Origin of the sequence: Pseudomonas sp. CFBP 13711 (assembly GCF_014842265.1) — a bacterium.
Classification (GTDB): Bacteria; Pseudomonadota; Gammaproteobacteria; order Pseudomonadales; family Pseudomonadaceae; genus Aquipseudomonas.
On sequence record NZ_JACYVI010000012.1, the window covers coordinates 106,465 to 122,068 of the forward strand.

The 15,604-nt window shown below is 62.2% G+C and carries 11 protein-coding genes; 7 read left to right on the plus strand and 4 right to left on the minus strand.

Annotated features, from left to right (window positions below; translation table 11 throughout):
- Nucleotides 1-16: 16 nt before the first annotated feature.
- Both IFT47_RS20955 and IFT47_RS20960 read left to right on the plus strand, forming a co-directional pair.
- A complete protein-coding gene (locus tag IFT47_RS20955) occupies nt 17-868 on the plus strand; it encodes a gamma-carboxygeranoyl-CoA hydratase (RefSeq protein ID WP_192173913.1) in 852 nt (283 codons plus the stop codon).
- Nucleotides 868-2,832 carry an acetyl/propionyl/methylcrotonyl-CoA carboxylase subunit alpha gene (locus tag IFT47_RS20960; protein WP_192173914.1) on the plus strand — a complete coding sequence of 655 codons (1,965 nt, stop codon included), beginning with the start codon at nt 868-870 and terminating at the stop codon, nt 2,830-2,832. The genes IFT47_RS20955 and IFT47_RS20960 overlap by 1 nt, the downstream gene beginning before the upstream one ends.
- Before the next feature lie 185 nt (nt 2,833-3,017).
- Here the strand turns inward: IFT47_RS20960 and IFT47_RS20965 are convergent, their stop codons facing one another.
- Nucleotides 3,018-6,503 (minus strand): indolepyruvate ferredoxin oxidoreductase family protein, encoded by a 3,486-nt coding sequence (locus IFT47_RS20965; protein ID WP_192173915.1) that lies wholly within the window; start codon nt 6,501-6,503, stop codon nt 3,018-3,020.
- A gap of 212 nt (nt 6,504-6,715) precedes the next feature.
- Between IFT47_RS20965 and IFT47_RS20970 the strand changes: the two genes are divergently transcribed.
- The 3 genes from IFT47_RS20970 to IFT47_RS20980 all read left to right on the plus strand — a co-directional run bounded on the left by IFT47_RS20970 (nt 6,716) and on the right by IFT47_RS20980 (nt 9,460).
- A complete protein-coding gene (locus tag IFT47_RS20970) occupies nt 6,716-7,183 on the plus strand; it encodes an Lrp/AsnC family transcriptional regulator (protein ID WP_065990584.1) in 468 nt (155 codons plus the stop codon).
- A 438-nt stretch (nt 7,184-7,621) separates the two neighbouring features.
- Complete coding sequence (locus tag IFT47_RS20975) at nt 7,622-8,161, plus strand: DUF4880 domain-containing protein (RefSeq protein ID WP_192173916.1); 540 nt, start codon at nt 7,622-7,624, stop codon at nt 8,159-8,161.
- A 96-nt stretch (nt 8,162-8,257) separates the two neighbouring features.
- Nucleotides 8,258-9,460, plus strand: a complete 1,203-nt coding sequence (locus IFT47_RS20980) for a M14 family metallopeptidase (RefSeq protein ID WP_192173917.1) — start codon at nt 8,258-8,260, stop codon at nt 9,458-9,460.
- Between the two features lie 112 nt (nt 9,461-9,572).
- Here IFT47_RS20980 and IFT47_RS20985 read toward each other — a convergent pair whose 3' ends face one another.
- The 3 genes from IFT47_RS20985 to IFT47_RS20995 form a co-directional block, all read right to left on the minus strand.
- Nucleotides 9,573-10,118, minus strand: a complete 546-nt coding sequence (locus tag IFT47_RS20985; RefSeq protein ID WP_192173918.1) for a cytochrome b — start codon at nt 10,116-10,118, stop codon at nt 9,573-9,575.
- Nucleotides 10,115-11,200, minus strand: coding sequence for a catalase family peroxidase (locus IFT47_RS20990; RefSeq protein ID WP_192173919.1), 1,086 nt, complete (start codon nt 11,198-11,200; stop codon nt 10,115-10,117). Before IFT47_RS20990 ends, IFT47_RS20985 begins: the two co-directional genes overlap by 4 nt.
- 302 nt (nt 11,201-11,502) lie before the next feature.
- Nucleotides 11,503-13,098 (minus strand): lactate dehydrogenase, encoded by a 1,596-nt coding sequence (locus IFT47_RS20995; protein ID WP_192173920.1) that lies wholly within the window; start codon nt 13,096-13,098, stop codon nt 11,503-11,505.
- Between the two features lie 581 nt (nt 13,099-13,679).
- Between IFT47_RS20995 and IFT47_RS21000 the strand changes: the two genes are divergently transcribed.
- Both IFT47_RS21000 and IFT47_RS21005 read left to right on the plus strand, forming a co-directional pair.
- Entirely contained in the window at nt 13,680-14,114 is a 435-nt protein-coding gene (locus IFT47_RS21000; RefSeq protein ID WP_244656005.1) for a hypothetical protein, read from the plus strand.
- The gene (locus IFT47_RS21005) at nt 14,111-15,595 is read left to right on the plus strand and encodes an ATPase domain-containing protein (protein WP_192173921.1); all 1,485 of its coding nucleotides are present in this window, start codon (nt 14,111-14,113) and stop codon (nt 15,593-15,595) included. Before IFT47_RS21000 ends, IFT47_RS21005 begins: the two co-directional genes overlap by 4 nt.
- The last annotated feature ends 9 nt before the right edge of the window (nt 15,596-15,604 follow it).

Below are 15,604 nucleotides of genomic sequence, written 5' to 3' on the forward strand. Positions count from 1 at the left end.
CCGAGAGAATCGCCCCATGAATGATTTTGCCACCCTCGACATCGCCCTCGACCCACGAGGGTTCGCCACGCTCTGGCTCAACCGGCCGGAGAAAAACAACGCCTTCAACGCGCAGATGATTCGCGAGCTGATCATCGCCCTGGATCAGCTGCAGCGGGACGACAGCCTGCGTTTTCTGCTGGTGCGCGGACGCGGCCGGCACTTCAGCGCCGGCGCCGACTTGGCCTGGATGCAGGAGTCGGCCAACCTCGATTACAACACCAACCTGGGCGACGCCCGGGAGCTGGGCGAGTTGATGTACAACCTCGCCAAGTTCAAGGCGCCGACCCTCGCCGTGGTGCAAGGCGCTGCTTATGGCGGCGCACTGGGCCTGATCAGTTGTTGCGACATGGCCATCGGCGCCGACGACGCACAGTTCTGTCTGTCGGAAGTGAAGATCGGCCTGGCCCCGGCGGTGATCAGCCCGTTCGTGGTGCAAGCCATCGGCGAACGTCACGCGCGACGCTATGCCTTGACCGCCGAACGTTTCGACGGCACCCGGGCGCGGGAAATCGGCCTGCTGGCCGAGTGTTACCCCGCCGCCGAGCTGGAACAGCACCTGGAACACTGGATCGCCAACCTGCTGCTCAACAGCCCCCAGGCCATGCGCGTCAGCAAAGACCTGCTGCGCGAAGTCGCCGACGGTGAGCTGACCCCTGCCCTGCGCCGTTATTGCGAGAACGCCATTGCGCGCATTCGCGTCAGCGCCGAAGGCCAGGAGGGTCTGCGCGCGTTTCTGCAAAAGCGCGAACCGGCCTGGCGCGGCGAACCCGGCACGCTGTCTCAAACACCACAAGCCCTGCGTGCCCCACAAGGAGAGTCGCACTGATGAGCGCCCCCCACACACAACCGCTGAATTCGGTGCTGATCGCCAACCGGGGTGAAATCGCCTGCCGGGTCATGCGCACGGCCAAGGCCATGGGCCTGACCACCGTCGCCGTGCACAGCGCCACGGACAGCAACGCGCGGCACGTCCGTGAGGCTGACATCGCGGTGAACCTCGGCGGCAGCAAGGCCAGCGAGAGTTACCTGCAGATCGACAAGCTGATTGCGGCCGCCAAAGCCAGCGGCGCCCAGGCCATCCACCCCGGTTATGGGTTTCTCTCGGAAAACGCAGGCTTTGCCCGCGCCGTGGAACAGGCCGGCCTGATCTTCCTCGGCCCGCCCGCCTCGGCCATTGACGCCATGGGCAGCAAATCGGCGGCCAAAGCGCTGATGGAAACCGCTGGCGTGCCGCTGGTGCCCGGCTATCACGACGATGCGCAAGACGCCGCAACCTTCCGCGAAGCGTCCGCCCGCATCGGTTATCCGGTGCTGCTCAAGGCCACGGCTGGCGGTGGCGGCAAGGGCATGAAGGTGGTTGAGCGCGACGAGGACTTGGCCGAAGCGCTGGCCTCGGCGCAACGTGAGGCGCAGTCGTCGTTCGGCGATTCGCGCATGCTCGTCGAAAAGTACGTGCTCAAGCCGCGCCACGTGGAGATTCAAGTATTCGCTGACCAGCACGGCCACTGCCTGTACCTCAACGAGCGCGACTGCTCGATCCAACGCCGTCACCAGAAAGTCGTCGAGGAAGCTCCCGCACCGGGCTTGACACCGCAGATGCGTCAGGCCATGGGCGAAGCGGCTGTGCGCGCGGCGCAGGCGATCGGCTACGTCGGCGCCGGGACAGTCGAGTTTCTGCTGGACGCCCGTGGCGACTTCTTTTTCATGGAAATGAACACGCGCCTGCAAGTCGAGCACCCGGTGACCGAGGCGATCACCGGGCTGGACCTGGTGGCCTGGCAGATTCGCGTGGCCCAGGGCGAGCCGCTGCCGATCACCCAGGCCGAGGTGCCGCTGAACGGCCATGCGATTGAAGTGCGGCTGTATGCGGAAGATCCGGCCAACGACTTTTTGCCTGCCACCGGGACGCTGACGCTGTATCGCGAATCGTCGCCAGGGCCGGGACGTCGCGTGGACAGCGGTGTGGCGGAAGGTGACGAGGTTTCGCCGTTCTACGACCCGATGCTCGGCAAACTGATTGCCTGGGGGGAGACCCGCGAACAAGCGCGTTTGCGGCTGCTGGCGATGTTGGACGAATTCGCCATCGGCGGCCTGCGCACCAATCTTGCGTTTCTGCGCCGGATCATCGCGCACCCGGCTTTCGCTGAAGCGGAACTGGACACCGGGTTTATCCCTCGCTATCAGGAGGAGCTGCTGCCAGCGGCTGAGGGTTTGACGGAAGCGTTCTGGCAACTGGCGGCGCGGGCGTACCTGAGCACCGCGCCAGTGGCGGTCAGAACCGACGACGCCCATTCACCCTGGTCAACCACCAACGGCCTGCGCCTCGGCGGTCCTGGCGAAGTGACGTTGCACCTGGCGTGTGGCGCCGAAACCCGGAGCATCGTGCTGCGTGGTGACTCGCAGCAAGGCGTTCGACTAGACGGCGAGCGCCTGTTGATCGAGCGGGACGGCGTGCGTCACCAGACGATTGCAATCCGTCGGGCCGACACGCTTTACCTGCAATGGCAGGGCGACGTACACGCCATTCAACAGGTTGACCCGATTGCCGAAGTGGATTCCAGCCACGGGCACCAGGGCGGCCTCACCGCGCCCATGAATGGCAGCATCGTTCGGGTGTTGGTCAGCGTGGGCGAACAGGTGCAAGTCGGTACACCGCTGGTGGTCCTGGAAGCGATGAAAATGGAACACAGCATCCGCGCAAACACGGCGGGCACCGTCGCAGCGCTCTATTGCACCGAAGGCGAGATGGTCAATGAAGGGACAGTGCTGGTGGAGTTGGCCGCTGAATAAATGTCAAAACCCCGGTGGGATCGGGCGTGAACGCGAATGTAGGACCGGCTTTAGCCGGGAAGACGTCAGGTGGCGCACCGCAAAATCGATGGCGTTCACAATGGCCCCTTCCCGGCTAAAGCCGATCCTACTAAGCGATGCATCCAGTTCGATCAGAGAAGGCCTGAACGACCTCCTCCCATTCGTCACGCCGCTACTTCATACAACTTCAGCACTTCAACCTCGCCACTGACCAAACTCTGGCGCATACGCGCCGCCTGCAGAGCCGCTGCCTTCATCGCGCTTTCCTTGACGTGACCATAACCGCGAATGCGTTCCGGAAGCCGCGCCAGACTCAGCGCGGTATGGCGGTTGCTCGCACTGAGGTGGCCAAGGATCAGTTCGATGTCGCCGACATAGGCATCAATCAACTCACGCTCCTGCCGACGCTCGACGCTGCGGCCGAACGGATCGAGCACTGTGCCGCGCAGGAATTTGAACCGTGCCAGGACGTCGAAGGCCTTCAACATCCACGGCCCGAAACTGCGTTTGCGCGGGGTGCCGTTGTTCGGGTCGCGCTTGGCCAGCCAGGACGGCGCCAGGTGAAACTCGATGCGGTAATCGCCTTCGAACTGCGCTTCAAGCTGACGGGTGAAGTCGCCATTGCTGTACAGCCGCGCCACTTCGTACTCGTCCTTGTAGGCCAGGAGCTTGAAGTAATTAAACGCCACCGCCTCGGTCAACGCAGGCGGCTGGCCGGGGAACAGCCGCGCTTCGGCATCCCGCACCCGATTCACCAGCGTCAGGTAACGCTCGCTCAACGCGCCGTTCTGATAGGCGATCAAACCATGGACGTTGCGTGTGACGCGCTCCTCAAGGGTCAGGTGTTCGGGGTCCGGCGCTGGCTGGGTCTGCGGATTGGCGGCTGCTTGCACTGCCGGCAGGTCAAACGCCGCACGACGCCCCCACAGGAACGCTTGCTGATTCAGGTTGACCGCCACGCCATTCAGCTCAATTGCCTTTTCAATCGCTGCAGAGGTCAACGGAATCAACCCCAGTTGGAAGGCATAACCCAGCATAAAGAGGTTGCTGGCAATGCTGTCGCCCATCAGTTTGGTCGCCAGGTCCGTCGCCTGCACAAAGTGCGTTTTCTCGGCGCCGACGGCTTCGCGGATGGTCTGCATCATCGCTTCAGCCGGGAACTCGGCGTCGGGATTGCGAGTGAATTCAGCGGTCGGCGTCTGCTGACTGTTGATCACCGCATGGGTTTTCGCACTGTTGAGCTTGGCGATCGCATCGGGCCCCGACGCCACCAGCAGGTCGCAACCGAGCAGCAGATGCGCCTCACCGGCGGCGATACGCACGGCGAACAGGTCTTCCTGCCGCGCGGCGATGCGGATGTGGCTGACCACCGGGCCGAACTTCTGTGCCAGACCGGCCTGGTCTAGCACGCTGCAGCCCTTGCCTTCCAGATTCGCCGCATAACCCAGCATCGCGCCAACGGTGGTCACGCCCGTGCCACCCACACCCGGCAGCAGAATGTTGTACGGCTCAGCAAGGCTCGGCAGTGTCGGCTGCGGCAGTTCAGCGAACGCCTGGGCCTGCTTGGGCAACTGTGGCTTGCGCAGCTTGCCGCCATGCACCGTGACAAAGCTCGGGCAGAAGCCTTCGACGCAGCTGAAGTCCTTGTTGCACGCGCTCTGGTCGATTTCGCGCTTGCGCCCTTCCGGGGTTTCCTTCGGCAGCACCGACAGACAGCCCGACTTGACGCCACAATCGCCGCAGCCTTCGCACACGGCCGGGTTGATGATGGCGCGCTTGTCCAGATCCACCATCGTGCCGCGTTTGCGGCGACGGCGTTTCTCAGTGGCGCAGGTCTGGTCGTAGATGATCACCGAGACGCCCTTGAACTCACGCAACTCGCGCTGCACGGCGTCGAGGTCGCTGCGGTGGTGGAAGGTGGTGATCGGCGCGAACTGCTCGCGGCTTGGGTATTTCTCCGGTTCATCCGACACCAGCGCAATGCGCTGCACGCCTTCGTTGAACACCTGGCGGCTCAGTTGATCCACCCGCAGCACTCCATCGATGGGCTGGCCGCCGGTCATGGCAACGGCGTCATTGTAGAGAATCTTGTAGGTGATGTTGACCTTTGAGGCGACCGCCGCTCGCAGCGCCAGGTGCCCGGAGTGGAAGTAGGTGCCGTCACCCAGGTTCTGGAACACGTGGGGGGTTTCGGTGAACGGCGCCTGTCCGATCCAGGTCACGCCCTCGCCGCCCATCTGGGTGAACGTCTCGGTTTCACGGTCCATCCAGATGGTCATGTAATGGCAGCCGATCCCGGCCAGGGCGCGACTGCCCTCCGGCACACGGGTTGAGGTGTTGTGCGGGCAGCCTGAGCAGAAATGCGGGGTGCGCTGGGTGTTGAACAGCGGCGCGGCAAGGGCCTTTTCCTTGTCGGCCAGAAATTGCAGACGCGCCTCAATTTTCGGGCTGCTGTAGATCGGCGCAAGGCGTTTGGCGATGACCCGGGCGATCATCGCCGGCGTCAGCTCGGCCAAGTTGGGCAGCAGCGAACGGCCTTCTTCATCGAACTCACCGACCACGCGAGGACGCTGATCCACCGGCCAGTTGTACAGCTGGCCGGTCAGCTGGTCCTCGATCACGCTGCGTTTTTCCTCGACCACCAGGATTTCATCCAGCCCTTCCGCAAAGCCGTGCACCGACACCGGTTCCAGCGGCCAGCTCATGCCGACCTTGAGCACGCGTATGCCCACCGACGCGCACAGGTCCTCGTCGATACCCAGTTCTTCCAGAGCCTGACGCACATCGAGGTAAGACTTGCCGGTGGTGATGATGCCCAGACGCGGCTTCGGCGAATCAATCACCACCTTGTTCAAGTTGTTGGCCCGGGCGAACGCACGGGCGGCGTAGATTTTGTAGGTGTTGAGGCGCGCTTCCTGAGCGAGGGGCGGGTCGGGCCAGCGAATGTGCAGGCCGCCTTCGGGAATCTGGAAGTCTTCGGGGATTTGCGTCTGGATGCGCAGCGGATCGACTTCGACCACGGCCGAGGAATCGACGTTTTCGGCGATGGTCTTCATCGCCACCCAGCACCCGCTGTAGCGCGAAAGCTCCCAGCCGATGATGCCGTAATCGAGGATTTCCTGGACGTTGCTGGGGTTCAGCACCGGAATCATCGAAGCGATGAAGGCGTGTTCGCTCTGATGCGCGATGGTCGAGGATTTGCAGCCATGGTCGTCGCCGGCGAGGATCAGCACGCCGCCCTTTTCGGCAACGCCCGCCGAGTTGCCGTGCTTGAACACGTCGCCGCAGCGGTCAACGCCCGGGCCTTTGCCGTACCAGAGGGCGAAGACGCCGTCGTATTTGCCGTGGGGGAACAGATTGACTTGCTGACTGCCCCAGACCGCCGTCGCGGCGAGCTCTTCGTTGACGCCGGGCTGGAAATGAATGGCGTTCTGCTGGAGATATTCCTTGGCGTCCCACAGGCTCTTATCGAGGTTGCCCAACGGCGAGCCGCGATAGCCCGAGATGAACCCGGCGGTGTTGAGCCCGCGGGCTTCGTCGCGCTGCTTCTGCAGCATCGGCAGGCGGGTCAGCGCCTGGGTTCCGGTCAGGTACAGATTGCCGGTTGCGAGTCGGTACTTATCGTCCAGACGAATATCAGCCAGGGACATTCAGGCACTCCTTTATTTTTATTAGTGCGTTTTGAATGCGGCGCCAGCGGCATTTTACAGCCTTGCCAGCGCCTCGCCGCCAGGACGGTTCAGCCCAACGGTCACAGACAAAATATTGCCTGCCCGGTACAGGCTTTTTCTTCCTAAATCGGCGCGAATCTGCTCATATCGTGCATGCCCGTTCCCGTTCAAGAATAAAAAAGGGTCAATTCATGCAGGTCAAGCTCAGCCCCATCGATCGCAAGATCCTCCGTCTGTTGCAACACGACGCCAATCTCTCCGCCGCCGAGATCGCCGAGCGTGTCGAACTCTCGCAATCGCCCTGTTGGCGGCGCATCAATCGCCTGGAAGAAGAAGGCATCATCGAGCGCAAGGTCGCCTTGCTCAACCCGGCCAAGCTCGGGCTGACCATGACCGTGTTCGTCGACGTCAAGCTGTCCGGGCACGGGCGCAAGTACCTGACGGAGTTCGAGGAGGCGATCACCGGATTTCGCGAAGTGCTGGAGTGCTACACCATGGCCGGGGACATGGATTTCTTGCTCAAAGTCGTCGTGCAGGACATCGCCAGCTACGAGCGTTTTCTGCGCGACCACCTGCTGCAAAGCCCCCATGTGCAGGAGGCGCATTCGAACATAGCGATGAGTGTGGTGAAGCGCACGACAGAATTGCCGATTGACTGAGCTGCCGGGTGACTAAGGCGGAGGCAAAGATCGCCCACGCAGAAAAACTCTTTTCACCGGCGGGCGGAAAAAGCATTGACTCTCAAATGGGAATGATTATTATTGAGCGCAACCGGTCGCGAGACTGGTTGGTAACCCAGAAGCCTTAGGTCGGCTTCCGGATTATCTCCTCATCAGGCTAATCACGGTTTTTGACCCGGCTTATGGCCGGGTCTTTTTTTTATGCCCTTTTCGGGTCTGGGTTCGGTCGGGTGTTGCGTCTTCAGGCTAATGAAGAGGGTTCGACAGTGATCTGCCTTTTCGATGGCGCGCATCATAGCAAATGGATCGAGCGATGGGCCGTTGCAGCTGTCAAAAACTGACACATTCAGTAAAAACCTCCACATTCACGACGTTGTTTTCCGCGACCGCCGCTATTCAAACAGTGAGCAAGACGCCATGACTCAGCTCCTCGACTCGTTGATGACCGCCTCCCCCGTGTCGCCCTCCCCGGGCCCGAGCGCCGAAACTGATCTTTACCGACGCCGCCTTCAGCGGCTGCCGCGCAGGGTGCTGCAGGTTTTCCTGCTGAGCCGTCTCGACGCCCTTTCCTACACTGATATCGCCCGCCTGCTTGACGTGGACGCTCGCACCGTCGAACGCTGCATGACGGTTGCGCTTGAGCACTGCGTCAGCGAGCCCGCCGAACATGACCCGTCCCGTGCGATTCTGCTTCAGGCCCTGGGCTGGTACGTGCACCTGCAGAGCCCCCAGGCCACGGCGAGTCAGCGCATCGAGTTTCGTCACTGGCTCGACGCCGATCCCCGGCACCTGGCGGCGTTTCAGAACAGCGAGCAGTTCTGGCGCACGTTGCATGCACCCGCCGCGGTCCTCGGCGCCAGTGGCTGGCATCGGCACAAACCGCGGGTCTATTTCGGCTGGTTGCTGGTGACGATGTTGCTGTGCGGCCTGCTGGTCACCGCCGAAGCCTATAGCTGAAGCCGCCCCTGACTCTTTGGCGAACTATTCTGTCGCCGTCCCCCTAGCGGTTGCGTGTAAAGTAATTGTCATAACAGCCCAGCGAGGCAATCAGGTATGGCCTGCTTGCCTCTCCGATGGCTTCGTAATGGCAGATCATGCAACCAGGACGCTCCCGTGACTCAAACCGCCCTTTCCATTTCCGCCGATTTTGACAGCGGCAACATCGTCGTGCTCGACGCCAGTGATCCCAAAGCCGTGCAACTGGCGATTCGCCCCGACACCCGCAGCGCGCATTTCCAATGGTTCCATTTCAAGGTTGACGGCCTGCAGATCGGTGAGCCCCACGGCTTCAGCCTGACCAACGCCGGCGAGTCGAGCTATAACCGCGCCTGGACCAGCTACAACGCAGTGGCCTCCTACGATCAGAACACCTGGTTCCGCGTGCCTAGCCAGTTCGACGGCAAAGCGCTGAACTTCGAGCTGACGCCCAGCGAATCCCAGGTGTGGTTCGCCTACTTCGAACCCTACAGCCGCGAGCGCCACGACTGGCTGGTGGGTCAGGCGCTGAACCAGGCCGGCACCCAGTTGATCGCCACCGGCAAGAGCGTCGAAGGCCGTGATATTCCGCTGCTGCGAAAGGGCGACGGCGCGGCGGGCAAGCGCAACATCTGGATCATCGCGCAACAGCACCCCGGCGAGCACATGGCCGAGTGGTTCATGGAAGGCATTATCGAGCGGCTCCAGGAAAACGACCCTGAGTTAGAGGCTTTGCTGGCCTCGGCGGACCTGTATCTGGTGCCGCACATGAACCCGGACGGTTCGTTCCACGGGCATCTGCGCACCAACGCCCAAGGCAAGGACCTGAACCGCGCATGGCAGGACACGACCCCCGAGCTCAGCCCGGAAGTGTTCTTCGTCAAAGAGCAGATGGAAAAATACGGCGTGGACATGTTCCTCGACGTACACGGCGATGAGGAAATTCCCTACGTCTTCACCGCCGCCTGCGAAGGCAATCCGGGGTACACCGACCAGCAAGCGCAACTGGAAGCTGACTTCCGCGCGCGATTGAGCGGCTTGACCCGGGACTTCCAGAGCCAATACGGCTATCCGAAATCGGCGCCGGGCAAGGCCAACATGAACCTGGCGTGCAACAGCGTCGGCGAGCGCTACAAGTGCCTGTCGCTGACGCTGGAAATGCCGTTCAAGGACAACGACGACGCCCCCGATGTCGTTACCGGCTGGTCGGGCCAGCGTTCGAAACAGCTGGCCCGCGATGTGCTGACCACCCTGGGACAGATGGTGTCCGTCTTGCGCTGAACCGCCGCCTGATGTCGACAGGTTGACCGGCGTCCATAAACGACATCGCCAGCGGGGTTAAGCCCACTGGCGATGTCGTCTGCCTTATTCGCAGCGGTCGATCACGGCAACATCAACCCCGCGATTTACCCCGCAGCATGCTGTCCAGCACCTCATCCCGCCTCACCCAGCCGTGAAACAGCGCGGCAGCCAGATGCGCCAGAATTGTCAGGAAGAACAGGTACGCCAGATAGGCGTGGGCCTTGCGCAGCAGCGCGAAGGTCTCCGGGTTTGCCGCGACGATGGACGGCAGGCGCACCGAACTGCCGAGCATGACCGGATCCCCGGCGGCTGAAATCATCGCCCAGCCAATCAGCGGCATCGCCAGCATCAAGCCATACAGCACGTAATGGGACAGCTTGGCGGCCAGCGCCTGCACGGCCGGCAAGTCAGCTGGCAACGGCGGCGTTTGAGTAGTGACCCGGACGACAATCCTGACGATGACCAGCAACAGAATCGCGATGCCGAGGGGCTTGTGCAGGTTCAGCAGCCACTCGTGGCGCTCGGACACCGAAGCCACCATGCCGGCGCCGATGAACAGCATGGCGATGACCATCAGCGCCATCAGCCAGTGCAGCAGGCGCGCCAGTGGGGCGAAATGCTTGACGGGCGTACTCATGGCTGTTTCTCCTGGGCGGGCTCGGCTTTCAGCTGATCGACTTCACTGGTGCGGCGCATGTAGGACGCAGCGTAGGCCGCCGAGCGCGCGGCGAGCAGCGGGTCATCCGAGCCTTCGATGCCGCTGGGCAAAATCAGCGGATCGTAATTGATGTCGCGGCAGTCGCCATCCAGTTGCGGGCTGTCGGAATTGACCACCAGGGTCCCGGCATCCACGGTCTTGTGCTCGCCGGTCCAGGCTTTGGACGCGTCGTTGGTCGGGTCTTGGGGGTTGGCCAGCGTCAGCATCAGCTTCCAGCGTTGTGGGCCGCTGGCCAGTCTGTCGCTGAGGTCCTTGTCCAGATATTCCTTGGCGTCAGGCGCCGGCGCTGCATCGGTGGCTTCCGGCACCAGACTCCAGCGCACAGGCTGGCGCTTGCCGCTGGCGTCCACCAGCACGAAGGCGTTGACGCTGTTGTAGGTCTCGGTGACGAAACTGGCCGAAGGCTTGGCCGTCTTGACCCACGCCAGAAAAGGCTGGGCTTCCGGGTGTGCGGCGAAGAACGCAGGGGGCTTCGCCGGGTCGGGTTTGCCGGTCTTGGGGTCAGGCCCGGTGGCGATCTGCAGGTCAATGAACGCTTCAGGCGTCGCGACCGGAAACACCGGCATGCTGTTCATGCCCGTGCGCCATTGCTGGCCGTTGGGCTGGGTGAACTGCACGGCGAAACTGCGCAGGGGCGCGGCGCTGTCAGGGGAATACGGGTTGCCGGTGGGCACGGCCAGACGCCCGATCACCGGCGTGCGCCCGCTGGCGAAGACTTCGGCCTTGGACAGGCTGGCCGCGGCCCCGTTGCTCTCGAAGTAGCCGGCCACGCAGATGCCTTTCGGGTGGTTGCGACGGTAACCGGGATGCACACCGTTGTTGCGTTCGAACACGTCAACGACCCGCGCGGGGGTCAGTCGCTGGGGGGCGAGGCTGCCATTGACGTAGGCGAAGGCGCCCGCGACGACCAGAACGATCAGGCCAATGCCGGCCAGGCGTGCGAGTTTTTGGGAATTACTGAGCGGCGGTTTGCGGGGATACGGTGGCTCACGGTCAATCATCGATCACACTCCGGGCTTTTAGCCTCTGGGGACATCAAGGTGCTTGGCACGCTTTGTTTATAGCCGGATGCTTGAGGTTTGTCAGGTTGAGGACATCGAGCGCCTGGCGGCTGGAGCAAGGCCGGAATCTGAGGCTGATCCCACTGGCGCCTTCCCGGCTGAAGCGAGTCCCACAAAAAGCATCGTGCGCGGCCAATGGTTCTGGCAGTGTCTCGATATGAGGAACGACGCGCACTTAGTGGGACCGGCTTTGGCCGGGAATGCGTCGGACGGCGCGCCGGAAAACCAAGGCTATACCGCTATCAGCCATCCAGCTTCGACGGATCGCTCTGCAGCAGCACCTTGGCGTGAATCCCGGCCAGGGTGCCTTTCAGCGTCGACGCGCCACGGCCCTGCTTCGCCTCTTTGTCCTGTTGCAAGGCCTGCTGCAGCACGCTGAGGAAGTTCTGGGTTTTGGAGGTGGAGGTCGGCGTGTGGGTGTCTTTCTCCAGGCGGCCCATTACGTACTTGGCAATGCGCGTCGACTGGCTGGCGGACTGACTCAGCGTCGCATCGACCAACTCACCTTTTTTATAGCCGATGCTGGTCTTGCTGCTGGCCTGGTCGCTGACCTGGTAATACAGGTAATTCTGTGTTGTCGGATCGGTGCTCAACGCCAGCTTTTGCCCGCCTGGCAGGGGCTTGTGGTAACTGGCGGTCAGCTGCGATTGCTGGTTCTGAACGATGGTCCGGTTCATCTGATCGCGTCCCTTGGACTGGGTGGTCTGCGACAAGGTGTAAGCAAAGGAATCGAGCTCACCGGGGCGGCCCGGGTTGCCCTCGACGCTCTTCTCGCTGACCGACGCGCTGAAGTCGCCGAGGCCGGTCAACAGGCCGTGGTCAGTGTCGGTCAGCTCAATCGAGTTGACGGTCTGCGGCGCCGAGGAAACGCGGGTGTCCGGGTACTGGCTGTGCAGGGTTTTGAAGGCGTCCTCAAACATCGACAGCAACTGTGCATCGCCGTCGCCACGCTTGCGCGCCGCCTCGATCTGGCTGACATAGCCGTCCAGCGCCTTGGCCTGCTGAGCGCTGTCACCACGAATGGCCGCGTTTTTCAGGTCAACCGAAAGGTCGAGATTGCCCAGCGCGCCACTCATGCGCACCGAACGCTGGTCGGCGTCGGCATGCAGATCAAGGGTCTGGGCGCTACCGTCTTCCAGCTTGAGGCTGGTTTTCAACTCTACGGAGGCGAAGGCCTTGGCGTCGAAATGGGTCAGGGCGTCGAGTTTCAGGGTCGGCGGCTTGGCCGTCAGGCCGTCGATCGCCGACTGAAAGCCGTCCGCCATGGCGTTCAGTGCGTTCAGCTCGTCGTCGCTGAGGTCGCCGCCGCTCACCTGGGCCTGCACCGCGAGGCCATCGTCCTGACTGGCAAGGCTGAGCTCGATGGTTTTGCCGCTGGCGGTTTTCAGGGTCAGGCTGATGCTGTTGGCCGGATTACTGTGCAGGCGGTCCTGGGCGGCAGCGAGTTCCGCCGGCTCCAGCGCTTTGCCGGTCGTCGAGCGCAGCACCGATTGGGAAATATTCTGGCCGGTCTGGGCCAACTGACTGAGCAACGTTGCGCCCAAGCCCTGGAAACGCCCCGCCGTGGCGGAGGTGCTGAAGTTGCCCGCCATCGCCAGCGAGACTTTGTCCTGGCGGGTGTACTCCCAGGCCGGCGGGACGTTGCCATCCCCCATCAGCCCGCGGACGTTGTAGGTCAGCGGCTCGCTGACCTTGGCGTCCTGGCCCAGCATGACGACGGACGACGGCGAGGCGCTGGTGGTGCCAGCAACGGCGCCGTCATTCACCGCGACGGTGGCCGCCGGTTTGACCACCGGCATCAATGCCGCGGATGAGGTGACCGAAGAAATCGCTGACATGGCACTTCCCTGTTCAAGTGAGTAATAGACTTCCTGAACAGGGTGTCGGCGGACGCCTTTGTAACTTGAGCGATACAAACCCGGGGCATTCCCGCTACACATTGAACGCGGCACGCTCGGCCAATGAGGGGTACGCCGAGAAGATGATGCGTGGGGATTTTCCATTCAACTGACCCATGCAAACAATTCAGTCGAACACTTTTACGTTATCGATCATAAATAAACAGCGAGCACTTATTCGCCGTCCTGCAACTTACGCAATCACTCGTTTGATTGAATAGTTATGGCGTGCTTAAACTTCACGCCCTCCAAATGAATAACCGTCCGCATTATCCAACCTGCCCCGAGAGCCACCGACGCATTTATATTCATCCCGATGGATAGAATTAAGACGACGCCGGGCGTTGACCAAACCGCTCGCCGTGGAACTCGCCTCCAATTGAGTCTCCCCCACCTTTGATCGGCGGAACGGGCCCGGTGAAGCCTGAGGGCCTGCGCGGCAGAGCGCCGCACGCTTCATGCGTCTGTCCGTTCGGGCAAGAACGTGTACTATCCACTGACACCTACCAGAACTTAATCCCATGTTTGCCGATAGCGAAGCAGGCCAACGAATTGCCACATGCCTGACCCATCGGGTCAATGGCAGCGCGGAACTTTCCGAGGTCGCTGAAGCAATTACTTCGATGTTCGAGGACATTAATACCTCCCTGACCCCAATCATAGGGCCGAAAGGTGTTGCCGCCCTGCATCGCCGCAGCCTTCATCTCTACATATCAAAGCACCCGCTGGCTGGAGACAACTACAAGATGCTGGCCGTGGGCATGGATCTTCAACAATTGAAGGCGTTACTGGCCGAAGAGTCGATAGCCGACGCGCTCTTGTTCGGCCAGGAAGTTCTGAACACTTTTCACGCATTACTTGCCACGCTGATCGGACCATCACTCGCTGCACGGCTGCTCCTTGACGTGTGGGAACACTCTTTCAGCGGCCCGCCTGCCCAGGACATTTCACGATGAGTAGTAAAGTCACGATCAACCGTCTGGCAACGGGCGTACCGGGATTCGACGAGATTCTGGGTGGCGGCCTGCCGGAGTTTTCCTTCAACCTGATCGCCGGTCCGCCCGGCTGTGGCAAGACCACGCTGGCCCATCAGATGATGTTCGCCCTGGCCACGCCCGAACGCCCGGCGATCTTCTTCACGGTGCTCGGAGAGCCGCCGCTGAAAATGCTGCGCTACCAACAGCAGTTCAGCTTTTTCGACGAAGAAGCGGTGAACCGCTCGATCCGCTACGTCAATCTGGCGGATGACACCCTGGCTGGCGATCTGGACGAAGTGCTGCGGCGCATCGTCGCCGAAGTCGAGGCCCACAGCCCTGCCCTGGTGTTTGTGGACTCGTTCCGCTCCGTCGTGCTGGCCAGCGAAACCGACTGCAATCCCAAAAACAACCTGCCGCAGTTCGTGCAGCAGCTGGGCATGCTGATGACCACCTGGCAGGCGACGACCTTCCTGCTGGGGGAGTATTTCAACGAGCTCGACAGCAACCCGATCTTCACCGTTGCCGATGGGCTGATCTGGCTGCGCCAGAGCGTTCAGCGCAACTCCATGGTGCGCAAGATGGAGATCATGAAGATGCGCGGCCAGCCGACGCTGCCCGGGCTGCATACCTTCCGCATCGCCGATTCGGGCATTACGGTGTTTCCACCGGCCGCGGTCACGCTTCAGGACCGCGCCGCGCTCAACCATGGCAGCCCTCAGCAGCGGCTGAAGATGGGCGTGCCGCATCTGGACGATATGCTTGGCGGCGGCCTGCCCAGGGGCTATTCGTTGCTGGTTGCCGGCCCTTCCGGCTCTGGCAAAAGCCTGCTGGCGGCGGCCTTTCTCGAAGAGGGTGCGCGCAACGGCGAAACAGGCGTGATCGCCGTTTTCGAACAGCGACCCAACCACCTGCATAACGCCGAACTCACGCGTCTGGTGCACATGGACAAAGTAGGCGTCGTCGACCGACGGGTGCCGGACCTGTCCATCGACGAGATTGTGCAGCAGCTGCTCAGCGAAATCCGCCGGCTGGACGCAACGCGTGTGGTCATCGACTCGCTGTCCGGGTTCGAGCTGGCCGTGGCGCCCGCCTTCCGCGAAGACTTCCGCGAATCCCTGTCGCGCATGGTCAATGCGTTGACCAGCACCGGGGTCAGTGTATTGATGACCTCGGAACTGGAAGACCGCTACACGGATCTGCGCTTCAGTCCTTACGGCACGGCCTTTCTTACGGATGCCATCATCGTCCAGCGCTACATCGAGATCGACAGCCGCTTGCAGCGCATCATGGCGGTGGTCAAGGTCCGGGCCAGCGCTCACTCGGATGAACTCCGGCTGTACCGCATCGACGATAACGGCTTGCAGATCGGCACCCGGCTGCATAATCAGGAAGGGCTGCTGGGCGGACGCCCGACGCGGCTGTCGCCAGGGGTTGCTGAACCGGGAGACACCATTCGATGAGCGCATTGC